Source organism: Galbibacter sp. BG1, assembly GCF_013391805.1.
GTDB lineage: Bacteria > Bacteroidota > Bacteroidia > Flavobacteriales > Flavobacteriaceae > Galbibacter.
Window position 1 is genome coordinate 1,052,131 of sequence record NZ_CP058364.1, and the last position, 22,127, is coordinate 1,074,257.

The 22,127-nt window shown below is 37.5% G+C and carries 18 protein-coding genes and 1 tRNA gene; 8 read left to right on the forward strand and 11 right to left on the reverse strand.

The features are described from left to right. Positions 1-78 precede the first annotated feature (78 nt). The 7 genes from pyrH to HX109_RS04570 all read left to right on the forward strand — a co-directional run bounded on the left by pyrH (position 79) and on the right by HX109_RS04570 (position 10,436). Positions 79-786, forward strand: a complete 708-nt coding sequence (gene pyrH, locus HX109_RS04540) for a UMP kinase (protein WP_178950019.1) — start codon at positions 79-81, stop codon at positions 784-786. A 46-nt stretch (positions 787-832) separates the two neighbouring features. Continuing rightward, on the forward strand, positions 833-1,387 hold the full coding sequence (gene frr, locus HX109_RS04545) for a ribosome recycling factor (RefSeq protein ID WP_178950020.1): 555 nt from the start codon (positions 833-835) through the stop codon (positions 1,385-1,387). 100 nt (positions 1,388-1,487) lie between these two features. Then, complete coding sequence (locus tag HX109_RS04550) at positions 1,488-4,010, forward strand: DUF5686 and carboxypeptidase-like regulatory domain-containing protein (RefSeq protein ID WP_178950021.1); 2,523 nt, start codon at positions 1,488-1,490, stop codon at positions 4,008-4,010. A gap of 45 nt (positions 4,011-4,055) precedes the next feature. Continuing rightward, on the forward strand, positions 4,056-6,446 hold the full coding sequence (locus tag HX109_RS04555) for an efflux RND transporter permease subunit (protein ID WP_178950022.1): 2,391 nt from the start codon (positions 4,056-4,058) through the stop codon (positions 6,444-6,446). Between the two features lie 399 nt (positions 6,447-6,845). Then, a complete protein-coding gene (gene asnS / locus HX109_RS04560; protein WP_178950023.1) occupies positions 6,846-8,279 on the forward strand; it encodes an asparagine--tRNA ligase in 1,434 nt (477 codons plus the stop codon). Between the two features lie 91 nt (positions 8,280-8,370). After that, entirely contained in the window at positions 8,371-9,831 is a 1,461-nt protein-coding gene (rpoN, locus tag HX109_RS04565) for an RNA polymerase factor sigma-54 (protein ID WP_178950024.1), read from the forward strand. Further along, the gene (locus HX109_RS04570; RefSeq protein ID WP_178950025.1) at positions 9,831-10,436 is read left to right on the forward strand and encodes a hypothetical protein; all 606 of its coding nucleotides are present in this window, start codon (positions 9,831-9,833) and stop codon (positions 10,434-10,436) included. Before rpoN ends, HX109_RS04570 begins: the two co-directional genes overlap by 1 nt. On the opposite strand, the gene HX109_RS04575 is transcribed toward HX109_RS04570, so the two are convergent. From HX109_RS04575 to HX109_RS04615, 9 genes are all read right to left on the reverse strand, one after another. Then, a complete protein-coding gene (locus HX109_RS04575) occupies positions 10,431-11,132 on the reverse strand; it encodes a porin family protein (RefSeq protein ID WP_178950026.1) in 702 nt (233 codons plus the stop codon). The two genes, HX109_RS04570 and HX109_RS04575, sit on opposite strands and share 6 nt — an antisense overlap. A gap of 108 nt (positions 11,133-11,240) precedes the next feature. Then, complete coding sequence (locus HX109_RS04580; protein ID WP_178950027.1) at positions 11,241-11,723, reverse strand: ExbD/TolR family protein; 483 nt, start codon at positions 11,721-11,723, stop codon at positions 11,241-11,243. An 18-nt stretch (positions 11,724-11,741) separates the two neighbouring features. Then, positions 11,742-12,362: an ExbD/TolR family protein gene (locus HX109_RS04585; RefSeq protein WP_178950028.1), complete on the reverse strand. Its 621-nt coding sequence runs from the start codon at positions 12,360-12,362 to the stop codon at positions 11,742-11,744. A gap of 21 nt (positions 12,363-12,383) precedes the next feature. Continuing rightward, positions 12,384-12,800, reverse strand: coding sequence for a hypothetical protein (locus HX109_RS04590; protein WP_178950029.1), 417 nt, complete (start codon positions 12,798-12,800; stop codon positions 12,384-12,386). A 24-nt stretch (positions 12,801-12,824) separates the two neighbouring features. Further along, entirely contained in the window at positions 12,825-13,637 is an 813-nt protein-coding gene (locus HX109_RS04595; protein WP_178950030.1) for a MotA/TolQ/ExbB proton channel family protein, read from the reverse strand. Between the two features lie 75 nt (positions 13,638-13,712). After that, positions 13,713-13,800: transfer RNA gene (locus tag HX109_RS04600), tRNA-Ser, on the reverse strand. A gap of 70 nt (positions 13,801-13,870) precedes the next feature. Then, on the reverse strand, positions 13,871-14,845 hold the full coding sequence (locus HX109_RS04605; protein ID WP_255462844.1) for an asparaginase: 975 nt from the start codon (positions 14,843-14,845) through the stop codon (positions 13,871-13,873). 34 nt (positions 14,846-14,879) lie between these two features. Next, positions 14,880-16,019 carry a 1-acyl-sn-glycerol-3-phosphate acyltransferase gene (locus tag HX109_RS04610; protein ID WP_178950032.1) on the reverse strand — a complete coding sequence of 380 codons (1,140 nt, stop codon included), beginning with the start codon at positions 16,017-16,019 and terminating at the stop codon, positions 14,880-14,882. 105 nt (positions 16,020-16,124) lie between these two features. Continuing rightward, a complete protein-coding gene (locus HX109_RS04615; protein ID WP_178950033.1) occupies positions 16,125-16,892 on the reverse strand; it encodes a TatD family hydrolase in 768 nt (255 codons plus the stop codon). 306 nt (positions 16,893-17,198) lie between these two features. Here HX109_RS04615 and HX109_RS04620 point away from each other — a divergent pair, with 306 nt between their 5' ends. Further along, positions 17,199-17,636 carry a TIGR02281 family clan AA aspartic protease gene (locus HX109_RS04620; RefSeq protein ID WP_178950034.1) on the forward strand — a complete coding sequence of 146 codons (438 nt, stop codon included), beginning with the start codon at positions 17,199-17,201 and terminating at the stop codon, positions 17,634-17,636. Positions 17,637-17,956: 320 nt separating this feature from the next. On the opposite strand, the gene odhB is transcribed toward HX109_RS04620, so the two are convergent. Both odhB and HX109_RS04630 read right to left on the reverse strand, forming a co-directional pair. Further along, the gene (gene odhB / locus HX109_RS04625; RefSeq protein ID WP_178950035.1) at positions 17,957-19,228 is read right to left on the reverse strand and encodes a 2-oxoglutarate dehydrogenase complex dihydrolipoyllysine-residue succinyltransferase; all 1,272 of its coding nucleotides are present in this window, start codon (positions 19,226-19,228) and stop codon (positions 17,957-17,959) included. Between the two features lie 62 nt (positions 19,229-19,290). Next, on the reverse strand, positions 19,291-22,104 hold the full coding sequence (locus HX109_RS04630; RefSeq protein WP_178950036.1) for a 2-oxoglutarate dehydrogenase E1 component: 2,814 nt from the start codon (positions 22,102-22,104) through the stop codon (positions 19,291-19,293). Positions 22,105-22,127: the final 23 nt, after the last annotated feature.

A 22,127-nucleotide genomic window follows, 5' to 3' on the forward strand; every position in this document is an offset into this window, starting at 1 on the left:
AGATTCCGTATCGGCTACTTAATTATTTTCCTTATTTTTGCTTCGGAAAATTTCAGGAACAATCTTCAAAAGAAAAACATGCAATACAATAGAATACTTCTAAAACTAAGTGGCGAAGCTCTAATGGGTGAAAGACAATACGGCATAGACCCCGCTAGGCTTAAAGAATATGCAGAGGAAATAAAATCGGTAATAGACAAAGGTGTAGAAGTAGCTGTTGTAATTGGTGGTGGTAATATTTTCAGGGGTGTTGCAGGAGCCAGTAATGGTATGGATCGTGTACAAGGAGACCATATGGGGATGTTGGCCACCGTAATTAACGGCTTGGCTTTGCAATCAGCCTTGGAAGACGAAGGTATTGAAACCCGCTTACAATCTGCCATTAAAATAAACGAAGTTGCCGAACCTTTCATTAGAAGACGCGCTGTGAGACATTTGGAAAAAGGCCGTGTTGTAATCTTTGGAGGAGGAACAGGAAACCCTTATTTTACAACCGACTCCGCCGCGGTTTTACGCGCTATCGAGATTGATGCCGATGTTATTTTAAAAGGAACACGCGTAGATGGTATCTACACCTCCGACCCAGAGAAAAACAAAGATGCCACTAAGTTTGATAACATTACCTTCAAAGATGTTCTAAACAAAGGCCTAAAAGTAATGGATACCACAGCGTTCACTTTAAGTCAAGAAAACGAACTACCAATAATAGTTTTCGATATGAACAAAAAAGGAAACTTGGTTAAAGTGATATCCGGCGAAAAAATTGGTACAAAAGTGAATCTTTAATTATATTGGCATACAATTAGCTAAACTATTTTAAACATTAATAGTTATGAACGAAGAAGTAGATTTTATATTAGATACCGCCAAAGAATCGATGGACGGCGCAATAAAACATTTAGAGAAAGAATTTGTAAATATTCGTGCAGGAAAAGCAAGCCCTGCTATGGTTGGGAGTGTAATGGTAGAATATTATGGCTCGCCTACCCCACTAACCCAAGTAGCCAATGTAAATACCCCAGACGGAAGAACGATCTCTATCCAGCCTTGGGAAAAAGGAATGCTACAAGAGATTGAAAGAGGTATCATGATGGCCAATTTAGGTTTTAATCCAATGAATAACGGGGAAATGGTTATTATTAATGTCCCACCATTAACTGAAGAACGCCGTAAAGATTTGGCCAAACAGGCAAAGGCAGAAGCAGAAGATGCGAAAGTTTCTATTAGAACGGCAAGACAAGAGGCCAACAAAGAAATAAAAAAGCTAGACGCTTCTGAAGACGTACAAGCGAATGCTGAAGTTGATGTACAGGAAATGACTGATAGATACATCAAAAAAGTAGACGAAGTTTTGGCCGTGAAGGAAAAAGAAATTATGACCGTTTAACGTACGTTAAACTTTCAATAAAATTTTAAAGCGACTTTCAACAGTCGCTTTTATTTTTTGTAACATTACAGCACCTCAAGAAAAGATTAATTACGCGTAAATGAAGCATTTCAGGTTTCTTATAATTAGTATGTTTTTACTGGCGGGAATATATGTCCAAGCCCAAGAAACCATTACTGGAAAGGTCGTAGACATAACAAATAACAATCCGCTTCCTTTTGCCACTATTGTCGCCAATAATAATAAAACCACCATTACCGATGTAGACGGTTATTTTTCACTTGAAAGAAACCAAGATCTGAAAACCCTTAACATAAGCTATGTGGGGTATTCGCCAAAACAGGTTATCATTGATTCTTCAGAATATATAAAAGTATCGTTGGCAAAAAGCATCGAAGCATTGGATGAAGTGGTCGTAGAAGAAAAACAAAATGCTGCTAGGGAAATTATTAAAAAAGCTATTGCCAGTAGAAAAACAAACAACCCTCTAGACAATTTAAACACCTACAACTACAACAGTTACAGCAAACTTATAATAACGGCCGATAAAGACTCTATTAATGGCAGTATAGATTCTATTTTTAAAGTAAAAAGAAAAGGTTTAAAGTTTAAAAAAATAGACTCCACGAATTACGATGTAAAAAAAATATTGGACAAATCGCATTTGTACATTGTTGAAAAAGCATCCAATTTTTTGTATTCAAAAAATAGAGGTCAACGGGAAAATATACTCGGCGCACGAATGGCCGGTTTTAAAAAGCCTATTTATGAGGTGCTGGCGCTAGAAATGCAATCATTTTCCTTTTATAAAAATAGATATGAAGTTTTTGGTACGGAATTCATCAGTCCACTCGGGGAAAAAGCACTAAAAACATATAATTACAGAATTCTAGATACCGTTATAGAGCAAGAGCGTGAAGGATATATGATCCATTATTTTCCGAAGAAAGGAAAAGAACTCATTGCTTTGGAAGGCGTGCTTTATATAGATGCCAAAAGTTATGCTTTGCAAAAAACAATTTCCCAGCTTAATGCAGCTATCGATATACAAGCGGTACAGCATTACCAATATTTTCCAAAAAACAATATTTGGTTCCCTACCTCCAGTAATGTAGTGGTTGGAAAGGGGGAAAACGATCACGTGGTGAATTTATTCGGTGCCCTTCGCATAGCCACCAGCTCGACCATGCAAGATTCTTCCATGGTAAGCACCAATCCAGACGATCTTACCAAACATCTCTATTTAAAGTCTGAGACCAAAAACTTCGATATTAGACTCAACGAACCTGTAACCATTGAACGCCAAGGAACCGCCATTAAATTAGTCAATGCAGCAACGACCAGAGACGAAAATTTTTGGAATTCCTATAGAACCAAAAGCATTACCAATAAAGAAAAGGAAACCTACAAGGTGGTAGATAGCATTGTTACCTCTGGAAACTTCGAGAATAAACTTTCCTTTATAAGGAAGGTAATGGTTGGTTATGTAAGTACAAAATATGTTGATTTCGACTATAAATCGCTTCTTAAGTTTAATCGCTATGAAGGATTTCGCCTTGGTATGAGCGCTATTACCAACAATAATTTCTCTACTAAATACAAATTAAGCGCCTACGGAGCCTACGGAACGAAAGATGCCGATTTTAAATACGGATTTAGTGCAGAACGCAGGTTGGATAAATACGACGACACTAGGCTGGGGATTAGCTATAAGGACGATCTTGTGGAAACCGGAAGCCTTTCTTTTATAACAGATGGCAGGGCATTTTATTTGTTTGAACCACGACTGTTTAATTTGAGTCAGTTTCAAAAAGTAAAAGATATAAGTACATACCTTACGCATGACTTTACGCCAAAGTTAAGCTCGAAGTTTCAATTATCGCATCAAGATGTCGATCCAACCTTCGACTATACTTTTACCAACGACGGAAAAACGTACAACTCCTATCAAATTAGCTCGATCACTGCTTCTTTCCAATGGAACCCATTTAACACTTATATGCAGACCAGCGAAGGGAAAATCGTGGTTGAAAATAAATATCCACAGTTTACCTTACAAACTTCTCAGGCACTACGGGATGTGTTCGATAGTGATTTGAGTTTTTCTAAAGTAGCTATGCGGGTTATGCACGAAATACAACCACTGAATAAGGGAAAAACAACCTTGCTTTTTGTTGGCGGGATTGGTTTTGGAGACCTTCCCATTACAGAGCTGTATAACACTTCCCCCAACCAGCCCGACGGAGAGCAAATTTTAGATAGGTTCTCGGTAGCTGGCAGGGATAGCTTTGAAACCATGTACTTTAATGAATTCTTTTCCGATAGATATTTGGTATTTCAAGGGAAACACTTTTTCAAGCGGTTTAATATTACACCAAAATTCCGACCCGAACTTGTACTTATTTCAAGGTTTGCCATTGGAAACATTTCTGAAAGACAACAGCATGAAGGGGTCGATTTTCAATCTTTGGAAAACGGCTACCTGGAAAGCGGTCTGGAGATCAATAAAATTATCAAAGGCTTCGGTGTCAACTTCATGTACCGCTATGGCGCTTACCATTTACCAAATTTCGACGACAACATTTCCCTTAAGTTCACTTACTATTTTAGTTTAGGTTTTTAGGCTCATTGCCTGATGTTGCGTACCTTTGCACGGAAATTTTATCGAATGCTCAACAAGATCACAAAAGGTTTTTGGAAAAAAACGGCAAGAATCATTCTTCGAAACCGTATTCTAATATTGCTAATGCTCCTTGGCATCACTATTTTTTTAGGGATGCAATGGAAAAATATGCGGTTTACCTTTACGGAAGCAAACCTTCTTCCAGATCATCACCCAATAAACCTGGAATACAATAAGTTTTTGGAGACATTTGGAGAGGAAGGAAACCTTATTGTCATTGCAATAAAAGACAGCAACCTTTTTACCCCTAAAAATTTCAATGCCTGGAATAAGTTGAGCAAACAATTACAAGCGAAGCCAGAAGTAGATTTGGTTATCTCTACCGATAACTTACAGAAACTGGTTAAAAACACAGACGACCAGCGCTTTGAGCTCGAGCCCCTCATAAAAAATAAAATAAAAACCAAAGCTGAAGTCGATAGCATAAAAGATGAAATCTTTTTAAAACTCCCATTTTACCAAAGTTTACTTTTCAACAAGGAGACCCACACTATTCGCTCTGCCATTTACATCGACAAGGAAATTGTAAATACGAATGTTCGAAAAGACTTTGTATTGAATGATTTTGAACCTCTCATAAAAGATTTCGAAGAGAAAACAGGTTTAGATGTGCGGGTTTCTGGAATGCCTTACATCAGAACGCTCAACTCCCAAAGTATCATCGACGAAATTAGTATGTTTATTGGTGCGGCCTTAGGGGTGACTTCACTTATATTCTTTTTCTTTTTTCGTTCTTTTAGAGCCACTTTTATCTCCATGATCGTAGTTATTATTGGAGTGATGTGGGCCTTTGGTATCTTAGGATTACTACATTATGAAATTACCGTCTTAACTGCGTTAATTCCGCCATTGATAATTGTTATTGGTATCCCCAATTGTATTTTCCTAATTAATAAATACCAGCAAGAAGTACAAAAGCATGGAAACCAAGCCAAGTCGTTACAAAGGGTAATTTCCAACGTTGGGAATGCCACCTTAATGACCAATATTACAACGGCAGCTGGTTTTGCTACCTTTATTATTACGGAAAGTAAATTATTGAAGGAATTTGGAATCGTCGCTTCCCTTAACATTTTCGCTATTTTCGTACTCTCCCTGTTGATTATCCCCATTATTTACAGCTTTATGCCACTGCCTAAAAACAAGCATTTAAAGCATTTGAATACGAGGTGGATAAACACTTTTGTTAGCTGGATGGAAAACAGCGTGCGCAATCATAGAATAGCAGTATTCATCATTTCCTTAATAGCTCTTATTGCCAGTATTATTGGGATATATCAAATAAGAATTTCCGGAAGTTTAATTGAAGACATGCCTAAAAGTGCCGCTTTTTTTGATGACATCCGTTTTTTCGAAAAGGAATTTGATGGGATCCTTCCAGTTGAAATTATGGTAGACACCAAAAGAAAAAATGGGGTCATGAAATTGTCTACGTTAAGGCGAATGGAAGATCTAGAAGAACTCATAAGGGAAATCCCAGAACTTTCAGATCCTGTTTCCATTACCAATCTTGTTAAATACTCCAAGCAAGCCTATTACAATGGAAACCCAAATTACTACCAACTTCCCAACAACCAAGAAAATACCTTTATTTTATCATATGCCAAAAAATCTTCAGGAGAGGCCGATTTACTGAAAAGCTTTGTAGACTCTACCGGTCAAGTGGCTCGTATTACCACTTTTATGCAAGACATAGGCACCGATAAAATGGAGGGTATTGAAGCCGATCTCTGGAAAAAAATACACAAAGTACTTCCAGAGGATCGATACGATGTAACCTTAACGGGAAAGGCTTTGGTTTTTATGAAAGGAACCAAATATTTGGTTAAAAACTTAATAATGTCGTTAGCATTGGCCATTTTCCTCATTTCTCTTTTTATGGCTTATATGTTCCGGTCTTTTAAAATGATAATCGTTTCACTAATTCCGAACATACTTCCTTTAATTATTACTGCGGGAATGATGGGCTTTTTAGGAATCCCTATTAAACCTTCTACCATTTTGGTCTTTAGCGTTGCTTTCGGGATTTCCGTGGACGACACCATTCACTTCTTGGCAAAATATAGGCAAGAGCTTGCTAAAAACCATTGGAATATCAGAAAATCAGTTTACAACGCATTACGGGAAACAGGGGTTAGTATGTTCTACACATCTATTGTACTATTCTTTGGTTTCTCTGTGTTTATGCTTAGCAGTTTTGGTGGCACCAAAGCCCTCGGTGGTCTTGTTTCTTTTACCTTATTGGTAGCTATGCTCGCAAATTTAATTTTACTTCCCGCACTATTATTGGCTTTAGAAAGAAATATCGCAAATAAAAAAGTTCTCAAAAAGCCCAATATTGATGTGCTTCCAAAAAATGGAAAAGATGGGATTTAGTATTTCATAAGTCACACCAAAAAAAGCAAATAATTAAAATTGAGCCCATAAAAAAAGTCTGCCGAAAACGAATTTTCGAGCAGACTTTAAGGTTCCCCCAAACCTACATTCTTATATATCTTGAAATTTTTTTTATCCTCAATGCCCTAAACAAACTTAGGCAAAACATTCAAACAAAATATGGGTGTTTTTCCCCTTTTTATTTTAATAAAAAAACCTTAAAAGTTTTCCTCGTTATGTTAAATATACAAAAAAATATATATTGAACATATTATCAGCAAATTAATTTTAAGTAAAAAAAACAATTTTCTGGACAAATGCGTTATTATCCCATAATGGAAGTTTAAAACTAGGTTTAAAATTTTATCTTTGTGCCCTCAATTATACAAGCATCCTAGAATGAAAATAGACAGTATAAAGGAACTGCTTACGGGCGATAAGGTTCTGCAAGAAGTAAAAACAAAAGGTTGGATACGTACATTTAGAAGCAATCGTTTTATAGCACTAAATGATGGCTCCACCATTAATAATATTCAGTGTGTGGTAGATTTTGAAAATACAGATGAAACCATACTTAAAGACTTAAACACAGGAGCAGCGATTAGTGTTACCGGTACTTTGGTGGAAAGCCAAGGAAAAGGTCAAAATGTAGAAATACAAGTAAAGGAAATTAATATTCTTGGAGGCGCAAACCCAGAAGAATACCCCATTCAACCCAAAAAACATTCGCTGGAGTTTTTAAGGGAAAAGGCACATTTAAGAGTTCGCACCAGTACGTTTAGTGCCGTAATGCGCGTTCGTTCTGCCTTGTCTTTTGCGGTTCACCAGTACTTCAACAGCAATGGGTTTTATTATGTTAACACCCCCATCATTACAGGTTCCGATGCTGAGGGAGCTGGAGAAATGTTCCGTGTGTCTACATTAGACCCTAAAAATCCGCCTTTAAAAGACAATAACGAAATTAACTACAAAGAAGATTTCTTTGGTAAAGAAACAAATCTTACTGTTTCTGGACAGTTGGAAGCCGAAACCTACGCCATGGGCCTAGGAAAAGTATATACATTCGGTCCAACATTCAGAGCGGAAAACTCCAATACCTCAAGACACCTTGCAGAATTTTGGATGATAGAACCTGAGGTTGCTTTTTTAGACCTTGACGGAAACATGGATCTTGCAGAAGACTTTATCAAATATGTGCTTCGTTATGTTTTAGATAATTGCAAAGACGATCTTGAGTTTCTCGAAAACAGGTTATTACAAGAAGAAAAGACCAAGCCGCAAGCCGAAAGAAGCGAAATGAAACTTACGGAAAAGCTTCATTTTGTTCTAGACAATAATTTTAAGAGAGTTAGTTATACCGAGGCTATCGATATTTTAAAGAACTCCAAACCCAACAAAAAGAAGAAGTTCAATTACCTTATTGAAGAATGGGGAGCCGACTTACAAAGTGAACATGAACGTTTTTTGGTAGAAAAACACTTTAAAGCTCCAGTTATATTGTTCGATTACCCTTCTAAAATAAAGGCATTTTACATGCGCCAAAACGAAGACGGTAAAACAGTTCGAGCCATGGATATTCTTTTCCCCGGCATCGGTGAAATTGTAGGGGGATCACAAAGGGAAGAACGTTACGATGTTTTATTGGAGAAAGTAAAAGCCATGGGGATCGATGAAAAAGAACTTTGGTGGTATCTCGATTTAAGAAAATTTGGTACGGCAACACACAGTGGTTTCGGCCTAGGTTTCGAACGTTTGGTTTTATTTGCAACAGGAATGACCAACATTAGAGATGTAATACCGTTCCCAAGAACCCCTCAAAACGCCGAATTTTAGAATATATTAACAATAAGTAATCATAAAACTAGCACATAGACGCCGTTCATGTTGCTAGTTTTTTTATTTTTATAGAAAGGTAAACAACCATATGCTTAAGCAGCAACTACAATTTAAATTATCGCAGAAATTATCTCCGCAACAAATTCAATTGATGAAATTGATACAGTTGCCTACGCAAGCTTTTGAACAACGCTTAAAACAGGAATTGGAGGAAAATCCGGCTTTAGAAAGCGGTAAAGAAGAAACGTTGGATTACGAAAATGATGATTTGGATAATTCTTCTCAAGACGATTACGATAATGAATCCATCAATGCTGAAGATATTAATGTAGACGAATATTTAAGCGATGATGAGATCCCCGAATACAGACTTCAGGCCAATAATTACAGTAGTGATGATGAGGAAAAAACAGTTCCTTACGCGGCAGGGACCTCATTTCATCAATACCTTTTAAATCAACTAAACACTTTTAGACTTAGTGATGAAGAAAGGGATATTGCAGAATTTTTGGTGGGCAGTGTAGACGAAAGTGGTTACATAAGAAGGGAGATTAGCGATATCGTAGACGATTTGGCTTTTACCCAAAACATTTTTACCGAAGAAGCAGAGGTAGAGAAAGTTTTGGCAAGAGTGCAACTGCTGGATCCCGCCGGCGTTTGTGCACGCGATTTGCGGGAATGCCTTTTAATACAGTTAGAACGCAAAGAGCCTACCCCAAGTATAGATCTTGCAATTGAGATTCTCGACAAATCCTTCGAACAGTTTACCAAAAAACATTACAACCGACTCATTCAAAAATTTGATATAACGGAAGAAGAATTGCGTAACGCCATTCACGAAATTGAAAGACTAAACCCGAAACCGGGTGGTTCTTATTCTGGCAATAATAGAATGGTAGAGCATGTAGTACCCGATTTCACCATTAAAATTATGGATGGCGAACTAGAACTCACCCTTAATGGGAGAAATGCGCCAGAATTGCATGTATCCCGCGAGTATAATAATATGCTTAAAGGATATAAAGACACCAAGTCAAAGTCTAAATCGCAAAAAGATGCTGTTCAGTTCATCAAGCAAAAACTCGATGCCGCCAAATGGTTTATCGATGCGATTAAACAACGGCAAGAAACGCTGTATGTTACAATGAACTGCATTATGCATTACCAAGAGGAGTATTTTTTAACAGGTGATGAGCGTAAGTTAAAGCCAATGATTTTAAAAGATATCGCAGACACTATTGGCATGGATGTCTCTACGGTTTCTAGGGTTGCCAACAGCAAATATGTAGATACCCCTTATGGCACCAAACTGATAAAGGAATTCTTTTCTGAATCTATGAAAAATGAAGAAGGGGAAGACGTTTCTACTCGGGAAATTAAAAAGATCTTGGAAACAGTTATCCTAGAGGAAGACAAAAAGAAACCTTTAACAGATGATAAACTGGCTAATATTTTAAAGGAAAAAGGATATCCTATTGCCAGAAGAACGGTTGCAAAATACAGGGAGCAACTTCATATTCCTGTAGCCCGTTTAAGAAAAGAAATATAATGCGTGCATTTTCTAAGTTAATCAGTTTTATTTTCAATCCACTTTTTATTCCCTTGGCAGGAACGGCCTTGTATTTCTTGATTTCCCCAAAATACAACCCACCAGAGGCGCGAAAACTTATTTTACTGGCCATTGCAATTGTAACCGTGGTCATTCCTTTTATTTTCTACCTTTTATTAAAAAACCTAGGGTGGATAACAAGTAGTGAAATTACACAAACAAAAGAACGCAAGCTCCCATTAATTATTTGTACTATTTTAATTTACATAACACTAATAAAAATTACACCCATATCATATTCCAGCGAACTCTACTTCTACTTCGTAGGGATTTTAGGGGCACTTATAAGCGCCCTAATAATGGTTTATCTTAACTTTAAGATAAGTTTGCACACTATGGGCATAAGTGGCTTGGCGACCTTTATTTTAGGATTGTCCATTCACTATGAAATAAATATCACCATGGGATTGGCATTATTGGTTCTTTGCCTAGGTATGGTAGCCACTGCAAGGCTTCACCTTAAATCTCATAAAGGACTGGAAATAATTGCCGGAATGTTTATTGGTGTCTTAACCCAATTCATAACGTTTGGCTATTGGCTATAGAATGTAGAATATGAGGCCCGCCTTAAAAATTCTAGGCTCTAGAGCTTCCCCGTCGACCGTAAATTTATCATCTTCAAAAACATTAGAAAGATCGTACTGTGCATAAAAGTTCCAAGTGTTATACCCAAAACTAAGATAAACCCCGTACTGTATGTTTCTAATATCCGGATTGTCGAAGGTAAACTTAAATGTATCTGTTACCAATTTGGACTTTCCTGAAAGTAAATAAGAAAACTTAATTCCGCTATAAATTCTCCAAAAACGATAGTTATCCGATTGGGAATTCCGCCAACGAAATTCAATGGGAAACTCAACGAAATTCATTTTAAGCATATTCCTGTTATAAGAAAAATCATCAGGAATTTCTTGATAAAATATGTTGCCATTCTCATCTTTATCAGCCAGCAAATCGCTATATATGGAACTAATTGAAAGTCCGGCGCCCAAACCAAACCCAATATTTCGACGTCTATTTATTGGCAAGTCTTTTATAAAGCCTACAATAAAGTTATATGAAAAGCTACTTTGCCCAATATCGCTTGGTGCGCGAGTAAGTAAATTGTAATTAAGCCCTATATAGAATTGATCTTCAAAATATTTCTCATCGGCTTCCACTACCACAAGTGTATCACTTTGTGCACAAATAAAATTGGTTATAAATGCCGAAATTAGAACAACAAGGGACCTTAATTTCATGTATGATGTTTTACCGGTAAAGGTACAGCAAATAAGAAGTAAATAAAAAACGCTTCAATCAAAAAGAAAGAAGCGTTTTTTAAATATAAGTTTAATTGAAATGTGTATTTATTTCAAATTTTGAAAAGCATCACCAGTTTTGGTGGTATAGTTAATTTTAAGTGCATTCACTTTTCTCAACTCTTGCTTAATGTCTGAAACAAGCCCCATATTGGTCTCATGATCGACTTTCAAAGCGGTGGTAAGCACATTTTGTAGCTCTTCACGCTTTGATGATCTTTCTGCCAAAACATAGTTGGCTACCTCTGAAACGTCTGCAAATTTATCATTTAATTGAATTTTTGCAGCAGTTCCGAATTTGTCTTGGTAACGCGGACTAGGTTTTCCAGCATAAATATAAATTACCCTGTCTTTTTTATCAAGTTTTTGAACTTGATCAGCATAAGGCAATTCATTTTTTATCATAAGGGAACTATCCTTCATTGTGGTTACCGTCATGAAGAAGAATAACAACATGAAAACGATATCCGGCAATGATGCGGTTGAAACCGCAGGTAAATCCCCTTTCTTTTTCTTTGTGAATTTTGCCATAATAGCTTTACTAATTAATTAGTTACTTTTTGGTTCTGCCTCAGATAATTTTTGAGGATACATTTTTTGAATACGCTCAATTTTGGGCTTCAAATCGTCCTTAACCCCATCTGGAGTTTTTGGATCGAGATATTGCTCATCCATGGCTGTAAAATCACGACCAAATAAACGTTGCGCTTCTCTGTTTCTCAAATCATTATAAGCAGCTACCAATTCGTTCTGTACTGCTATATAGGTTCCGTACTCGGTCAATCTATCATTCTGCAAAGAAATAATTGCCTTGTTCGGGTGGTCTGAAGATTCAGGATTTTTTGACCCTTGACAATAGTCACAAGGCTCTCCTTTTTCTCCGGTGCCAGCACCGTTGTCTAGGAACTCTTTAGCAGCCTTTCTCAAATCTTTAAGCTCCATAGGCTCATCTTCTACCAAAAGTTGGTTGTTCTTGTTCACAACCACGGTAAAGATGTTCTTTTGCTTAATAATCGGAGGGTTTTCTGGCGGCTCAATTGGTGGCAACTTACGGTCTAACCCTGCATCTGTTTCTATGGTAGTGGTTACCAAGAAAAAGATCAAGAGTAGGAAAGCGATATCTGCCATTGAACCTGCGTTAACCTCAGGCGGTGCTCCTCTTCTTGCCATCTTATTTAAGTTTTTAAATTATTATTTTTTAAATGATCCTACAACCATTGCTCCTACAGCCAAAATGGCTAGAATGAAGAAGGTCCATAAACCGGCACCTACCCATCGTACGGTGTTTTCGCTTACATCGATATCCCTAGCAGCCATTTTATCAAGATCGATATCTGACCCGCTTGCAAGAACAAAGTAGCTTATTGCTATGATTAATGCAAAAACTCCAACAGAGATCAAAGATTTCTTTAATTTATCTGGATCTGAAGCCAGACCAACCAAAGAAAATATAAAAGTGATCGCTGCAATGATAACAGTTAACCATATACCTAGATTAATCATTATGCTAATAACACCTTCGTTACTATCTTGATACACTATGGCTAACCATAGTCCAAGTCCAATAACTCCCAGTATTATCGCTAATATTTTAGCTATTTTATACATATCTTAAATTAAATTTAGTGCTTATTATTTTTTGTGATCTACCAACATGTCTACCAAGATGATTGAAGCATCTTCCATGCTGTTTACTATACTATCAATTTTAGCGATAATGTAGTTGTAGAAAATCTGAAGTATAATAGCCACGATAAGACCAAATACTGTTGTTAATAAAGCCACCTGGATATCACCTGCAATAAGAGATGCATCTAATCCACCAGCTGCACTAATTTTTTCGAATGCCTGAATCATACCAATTACTGTACCCATGAAACCTAACATCGGTGCAATTGCGATGAATAAAGACAACCAAGAAACGTTTTTCTCTAATTGACCCATTTGTACACCACCGTAAGCTACTACAGCTTTTTCAGCAGCATCAACACCTTCGTCAACTCTGTCTAATCCTTGATAATAAATTGATGCAATAGGACCTCTTGTATTTCTACAAACTTCTTTAGCCGCTTCAACACCTCCAGATGCCAATGCATCTTCTACTTGTTGAGTTAGCTTTTTAGTATTTGTAGTAGCTAGGTTTAAGAATATAATTCTTTCAATAGCCACTGCAAGTCCTAAGATAAGACATAATAGTACAATCCCCATGAAACCTGCACCCCCTTGGATGAATTTTTCTTTTAGGACTTGTTGAAAACCTGGAGAAGCGTCAGCATCTGCTCCCGAAGCTTCTTCATCTTGTACTAGTGCCGTTGCAGCATCGTCGATAGCAACAATTTCTGAAATTTGATCAGATACAGCTGGAGTTAACTCCTTAGCGTTGGCAGTTGTTGCGTTAAAAGCCAATAATCCGGCAATTGCCAGAATAGAGAATAGTCTTTTCATTTCTTCTAAACTTAAATTTGTTCGTTAATAGGGTTAAAGATAAAAAAAAAATGTTATTAAACATTAAAACTACAGCAGAGAGGAAGGGATTCGAACCCTCGATACGCTTTTGGCGTATACACACTTTCCAGGCGTGCGCCTTCGACCACTCGGCCACCTCTCTATTTAACTTATAGTTTTCAGGCGCCAAATAACGAATTTTTTTTTAGTTGTTAAAATTTATGTAGTTAATTTTAAGGCATTTCACCTCGCAAAGAAGTTTCATAGATGGTTTTGAACACTTTACGCTGAATATTATTCCCGAGCAAATACATCAATTTAGTGACAGCAGCCTCTGTTGTTATGTCTTTTCCGTTAATTAAGCCAATTTTTTTTAGGTGCGAACTGGTTTCATACTGTCCCATAAGCACACTTCCACCTGAACACTGGGTAACATTGACGATAACCTTTCCCGATTTTATGGCTTTTTTCAACAATTCTTCAAACCATTTTTCAGTAGGGGCATTTCCAGCGCCATACGTTTCTAGAACTATGGCTTTTGCATTGGAACTAAGCATTAAACAGGTCAACGTACTTTCATTAATCCCCGGAAACAGTTTTACCAGGGCTATATTGGCGTCCATATTTTTATGAACCTTCAATTTCTTTCGAGTGGGTTTTAATAGGTACTCATAATTTACCTTTAAATGCACCCCGCTCTCCGCCAGCGGTGGATAGTTTAAAGAAGTAAACGCCTGAAAATGTTCAGCATTTATTTTAGTGGTGCGGTTGGCTCGGTACAGTTTATACTCGAAATACAAACACACTTCGCGAATTACAGGTCGGTTGCTTTTTTTTAAGGAAGCAATTTCTATTGAGGTAATTAAATTTTCTTTCGCATCTGTTCTTAAATCCCCAATAGGTAATTGAGAACCTGTAAAAATTACAGGTTTCGACAAATTTTCCAACATAAAACTTAAAGCTGAAGCGGTATAGCTCATGGTATCGCTTCCATGTAACACTACAAAACCATCGTACTCCTCGTAATTCTTTTCTATGATTTCTACGATTTGCACCCAATACTTCGGATTCATATTGGATGAATCGATGGGGTCTTCAAAAGAAATAGTATCGATATTACAATCTAAGTGCGAAAGTTCTGGAATTCGCTTTAGTAATTTATCAAAATTAAAAGCACGCAAAGCCCCGGTCTCAAAATCTTTAACCATCCCAATGGTTCCGCCGGTATATATAAGTAATATATTAGTTTGCACTTTCCAATTCCTTTAAGCTATTTACAACAGGGTTGGCATACATTTCCAAGAAGTTTTTAAGTTCCACTTCATTGTTTTCTGCCACCCTACGCTGTATCCTTCTTTTAAAATGCCGTTTTTCTTTATCGGTGTATTTATTTTTGAATTTCGATGTCCCGTGCAGCATATCGTAAGCCAAATAATTGGAAGGCCACAATTTGTAATTTTTGTAAATTTCTGCATCGATAACATCGGCCAATAACTGAAACTGCTTGTTAGCAGGTTCTCTGCTACTTTTTATAACATCCAACTCGGTATCGAGCACCTTCCCAGCGGCAATATGGATGTGTTTTTTATTTCCTGTAATTCCTTTTAAGATGCTATTAAAGTCTTCGTTGGTTGACTTTACATACTCCACATCATAATGTTTGGCGGTTAATTCCGGCATTTTTAGAATATCGGTAGGGTCGTACTCGTAAGAAATGGCCACTGGTACAATTTTTACCTTTTTAAAATAATCCATCACTTCCTTATCATCATTCGCCAGTGCCAACATTTTTAAGACCCCTTGCTGGGTTTGGTCGTTTCCATCTTTTGTTCGGCCTTCTCTTTGTGCAATCCATATCGATCTTTTTTCCTGCTGAAGGGCTGTTCGAATATACTCTGAGATCAATTTGGAGCTCTTAAGCATTTCCCTCGGGGCTAGATCCCTTTTAATGATAAAACTCCTGTTTAATCTGGAGAGTGCCATTAGAAAAGGCTTTTTTACCAAATTATCCCCGATGGCGGAAGCTGTCATTACCAAATCGTGATCGTGCAAAGCCACATTTATAAAAGAGGTGTCCAGAATTATATCCCTATGGTTGGAAATGAATAAATAGGATTCCCCAGGAGCTAATTTCTCGAAGCCAGAAGAAGAAAGCCCTTCTGAGCTCTTTTCCAGAATCATTTGTATACTATTGTATATAATTTTGGACTGGAAGTCTTGAATGGAATTACAACCTTTAACTATTTCAACGATCTGTTCTTTGGTACATTCTGGAAATGTAAACTGCAGCATCGCTTGAAACATAGGATGCTCCATGTATTTTATAAGTGCCTCGTTAACTTCAGAATCGTAATAAGGCCTAAGATCGTCTATAGTTATCACTTTAAATAGCTGATTTTTATGACAAAAAAACAAAAATTACTTTACTTTAAGTCCAATTGTGGATTAAAAGGTTGTTAAAGCATCCTTGAGGTAGATTTACTTACCTTAAATACCGAATACCTCTCTCGAGTTTCTGGTGGTTATTTTGGCGATTTCTTCCAAAGGCAATCCATAAATATCAACGAGCTTTCCCGCTACCTCTGTAAGATAAGAACTTTCATTACGTTTCCCCCTGTAAGGTTTGGGAGCTAAATAAGGAGCGTCTGTTTCCAACACTATTTCGGAAAGCGGAATTTCTTGCAAGAATTTATCAATTTTACCATTCTTAAATGTTACAACGCCGCCAATACCCAATTTCATATTGTAGGACAATGCTTGCTGGGCCTGCTCCAAAGTTCCCGTAAAACAATGAAAAATACCAAACAGATCTTCTCCTTTTTCACTTTCCAAAACTTCAAAAACCTCATCGAAAGCATCCCGACAATGAATAACAATAGGGAGTTTAAACTTCTTCGCCAATTGAATTTGTTGTTGAAACGCCTCTTGTTGTTCTTTTAAAGAAGTTTTGTCCCAATATAAATCTATCCCAATTTCGCCAATAGCATAAAACCCTCTCTTTTCCAAGAGGCTTTCCACGTGCTGCAGCTCCTCTAGATAATTTTCCTTTACATGTGTTGGATGCAAACCCGTCATTAAGAAAACATTATCCGGATAATTAGCTTCCAATTGCATCATGGATTTTGTGTAAGTGGAATCGATCGCTGGAACAAAAAAACGCTCTACTCCAGCGTCTATAGCCCTTTTCATCATCTCATCTCGATCATCATTAAAAGCTTCACTATATAAATGCGTATGTGTATCTGTTAAAATCATGGCGCAAAAATAACAACCTGAATTCGATTATTATAACAAAGTCAAAATTAATAAAAGTATTTGGTTATAAGACAGGTTTTCCATGGGTTAGCAAGCTACCTCATGAAAGCCTAACGCAGGAAACAGGTACTTTTATTAAAAATTAAGCTTTACAACAACCTGCTTCGATCTTTCTTACTGAATATCCAGAAATTGCGTTCAATAGAGCCCCGTATTTCAATATCTAAAAGTGTTTTGACAAAGTAAGAATAACCGAACTCATGTTAATGGTTTAAACGGCTATATTTGCATAAAAAACAATAGATAATGCAGAGCCTGAAAAAATTTCTATCAGAAAAAGGATATATAGAAGCCCCCCTCACATTTACTAAAACCAATCATTTTGAAGTTGTCGCAAAAATAAACGGGATTACGGGAAGGTTTATCCTGGACACAGGTGCTTCTAATACCTGTATTGGTTTTGACTGTGTAGAGCATTTTAAACTGAAAACCGAAGATTCTGAAATTAAAGCTGCCGGTGCTGGTGCCACAAATATGCTAACACAAGTTTCTAAAAAAAACAGCATAGAAATTGAAGGATGGAATCGCAAAAAAATAAAAATAGTGCTTTTCGATCTTACCCATGTAAATTCTGCACTTACCATTCACGACGCACTTCCGGTTCATGGGATTATTGGGGCTGATGTACTTAAGAAGGCTAAAGCTGTAATAGACTATCAAAAAAAGAACTTATACCTAAAATAAAGCAACCAATTATTGGAAGTTTAACAATCCCCCCTCAAAAAAGGGGGAATTACCTCTTGAATACAAGGCTATTTTAAGGCAATTTTACATCAATCAACAAAAACAGTATAGATGATGGAGGATAATAGCCACCAATTACAAAAAGCCCCACGAGATATTTTTTTAGCTATAACAATAGTTTCATTAGCAATGATCACCTTTCTTCTTAATTTATTTTTGGTTTTATCTATTTAACTTTCTTTACAGCGTATTAACCAACCAAAAACAAAAACGCCAAGGCTTTTACCTTGGCGTTTCCATTTCTATATTTAAAAACTGAATTACAGCTCCAACGCTTTTTTGGCATTACCATCCATCAATAACTCTTCCGGACTTTCCAAAGCTTCTTTTACAGCTACTAAAAATCCAACGGATTCTTTTCCATCGATAATTCTGTGATCGTAAGACAAAGCGACGTACATAATAGGAGCAATTGCAATAGCACCATCTCTAGCAATTGGGCGCTCTACAATATTATGCATTCCTAAAATAGCACTTTGTGGTGGATTGATTATTGGGGTGGACAACATAGAACCAAAAACACCACCATTGGTGATTGTAAAGGTACCTCCCGTCATCTCATCAACCGTAATTTCACCTTCACGAGCTCTAATTGCCAATCTTTTCACTTCTGCTTCCACACCTCTAAAACTTAGGTTTTCTGCATTTCTTATTACAGGAACCATTAATCCTTTTGGCCCCGAAACCGCAATACTAATATCACAAAAGTCATGACTTATCATTTCTTTTCCATCAATCATGGAGTTTACTGCGGGATACATTTCCAGCGCTCTCACAACTGCCAAAGTAAAGAAGCTCATAAAACCAAGGCTTACCCCATGTTTCGATTTAAAGTCTTCTTTATATTGTTTGCGCAATTCGAAAATCGGGCTCATATCTACCTCGTTAAAGGTAGTAAGCATGGCCGTTTCGTTCTTTACAGAAACCAAACGCTCTGCCACTTTGCGTCGCAACATGGATAATTTTTTGCGTTCGGTACCACGACTTCCAGATCCCGGAGTTCCCATAGAAGGATTTGCTTTTACGGCATCTTCTTTGGTTATTCTTCCGTCTTTTCCTGTTCCTTTTACATCTTTAGCATCAATCCCCTTCTCTGCCAATACCTTTTTTGCTGCCGGACTAGCAGTACCAGTGGCATAAGTTTGTTTGTCAGCCGATTCTCCAGGTTTGGTATCGTCAGCAACCTGGTCTTCTTTTTTAGAAGATTCTTTTTTATCTGACTTTTCTTCTTTCCCTGATTTTTCCTCTTTCTTTTTGTCTTTAGACTCTTCTTTATCGCCGCCTCCGGGCTTCTCGGCATCGGTATCAATTAAGCAAACTACCTCTCCAACCGCTACAGCATCTCCCGCTTCTGCCTTCAATGTAATTTTTCCGCTTGCCTCTGCTGGCAATTCTAAAGTAGCTTTATCAGAATCTACCTCGGCGATAGCTTGGTCTTTCTCCACATAATCTCCATCTTCTACCAACCATTCTGCTATCTCTACTTCTGTAATCGATTCCCCGGGAGAGGGAACTTTCATTTCTAAAACCATGTTCTTTATTTTAGTTTTATATTTTTTGTTGTATAATTTTCTATTTCTAGCCTAAAGATACTCTATTTAGGCTGTCTTTGCATATTGTCTTTGGTTTTATCAAAAACATATTCTATTACTTGTTCGTGTCTTCGCTTAGAACGTGTTGCACTACCAGCAGCGGGCGCAGCATAGAAACGGCGCGAGGCCACCCTAAAGCTACGGGCCTCATCAAAATGAAGCAATAAGTGGCTCCAAGCACCCATATTCCTTGGTTCTTCTTGTGCCCAAACTACTTCCTCTGCGTTGCTGTACTTTTCTATTATTTCTCTCATTTTGGTTGTTGGTAAAGGGAACAACTGTTCTATTCTTACCAAAGCAACATCATCTCGCTCCTTATCTTCTTTTGCTGCCAAAAGATCGTAGTAGAATTTCCCAGTACAGAACACCAAAGTCTTCACTTTTTTAACTTCTGCTTCGGCATCGTCTATCACTGTTTGAAAACTCCCATTTGCCATTTCTTCTACGGAAGAAACCACTTTTGGATGCCTCAATAAACTTTTTGGGGTAAAAACAATTAAAGGTTTTCTATAATCGGCCTTCATTTGTCTTCTGAACAAATGAAATAAGTTTGCTGGGGTTGTAACATCGGCCACAAACATATTGTCTTTGGCGCAAAGCTGAAGATATCTCTCCATTCTAGCAGAAGAGTGCTCTGCCCCTTGCCCTTCGTAACCATGGGGCAACAACATGATCAATCCATTTTGTAGCTTCCATTTATCCTCGGCTGCAGAAATATATTGGTCTATCATCACTTGGGCACCATTACTAAAGTCTCCAAACTGCGCCTCCCAAATGGTTAACGTATTTGGGCTTGCCATGGCGTAACCATAATCGAATCCTACCACTCCGTATTCAGAGAGTAATGAATTGTAGATATCGAAATGTCCGTTTTGGTTTTCTTTTAATTCGTTCAGCAAAACAACCTCTTCTTCCGATTCTTCTACTTTGATTACTGCGTGGCGGTGAGAAAAAGTACCTCTTTCTACATCCTGTCCAGACATACGTACATCGAAACCTTCTTCTAGCAAACTACCATAAGCCAACAGCTCTCCCATCGCCCAATCGAGTTTGTCAGTTTCAAAGAACATTTTATTACGTTCATTTATTAGTTTCTCGATTTTACGCATGAACTTTTTATCCCCCGGAAGATTGGTGATTGTTTTAGCAATTTCCGTCAGTTTATCTTTAGAAAAAGAAGTGTCTACCTCTTCCATCATTTTATCTTCCAATGCCGGATTAAAGCCTTTCCATTCATCCTGCATAAAAGGTGTGATAATTGTTTTATCCTCCTTACGGGAATCTTCCAGTTTCTCTTCTAAAGATTTTTTATAGTCGTCTTCCAATTTACTTACAAAAGAGTCATCTATTACCCCTTCAGACTTTAGTTTTTCCGCATAAATATCGCGAGGGTTTTGATGCTTGGAAATAGCCTTGTAAAGTTTTGGCTGTGTAAAACGAGGTTCATCTCCTTCGTTATGTCCGTATTTTCTATATCCTAAAAGATCGATAAATACATCCCTTCCATAGCGCATACGATAATCTAATGCAAACGTAGCTGCGTGAACTACGGCTTCTGCATCGTCTGCATTTACGTGAAGTATTGGTGATAAGGTAACCTTACCAACATCGGTACAGTACGTAGAAGATCTTCCGTCGAGATAATTGGTGGTAAAACCAATTTGATTGTTTACCACAATGTGTATGGTACCCCCGGTTTTATAACCATCGAGCAATGCCATTTGCACAACTTCATAAGCAATCCCTTGCCCAGCAATAGCGGCATCCCCATGCACCACAATTGGTAACACCTTAGAAAAATCGTCTTTAAAATGTCTATCTTGTTTTGCTCGCGTAATACCTTCCACAACCGCACCTACGGTTTCCAAATGGGAAGGGTTGGGAGCAATATTCATATTTATTTTTTTCCCTCCATGGGTTTTTCGGTCGCTTGTCCAACCTAGGTGATATTTTACATCTCCATCAAAAATATCCTGTTCATAGTCTTTTCCGTCGAATTCACTAAAAATATCCTTTGCCGGCTTTCCAAAAATATTGGTAAGCACATTAAGCCTTCCACGGTGAGCCATTCCCATTACAAATTGCTCTACTCCCATATCGGCTGCTTTTTCTACCATGGTATCCAGCGCGGGGATTAAAGATTCGTTTCCTTCCAAAGAAAAACGCTTCTGCCCCACATATTTGGTATGTAAAAAGTTTTCAAAGGAAATAGCTTCATTTAACTTCCTAAGAATATTCTTTTTCTCTTCTTCGGAAAATTTAGGATGGTTGTCGTTTACATTTAACCATTCCTGTATCCACTGTATGCGCTCTGGATTTCGAATATACATATACTCAATTCCAATTGCATCGCAATAAATTGCCTCTAGATGATTGATGATTTCCTGAAGCGTTGAGGGACCAATGCCCAAAATATCACCTGCATTGAAAATTGTTTTTAAATCGGCCTCTTCCAAACCAAAATTTTCAATTGCCAGTGTAGGCTCGTATTTTCTTCTTTCCCTTACAGGGTTGGTTTTTGTAAATAAATGACCGCGACTGCGGTAGCCATCAATAAGGCGTACCACTTGAAACTCTTTATAAACGTCTTGGGAGATTTCTAGTTTTTCGCCCGTAGCTGGAACTTCGAAAGTAACCGTTCCACTTTCAGAAAAAGTTTGATGATCGGAAGCATCTGCATTCTCCATCCCAAAATCGAAACCTTGAAAAAAGGCTCTCCAACTTGGCTCAACACTATCTGGGTTTATTAAATATTGATCGTATAAGTCCGCAAAAAAAGCGGTATTCGCCGCATTTAAAAAGGAATATTTATCCATGTTATCTTTTCACTGTCTCTGTT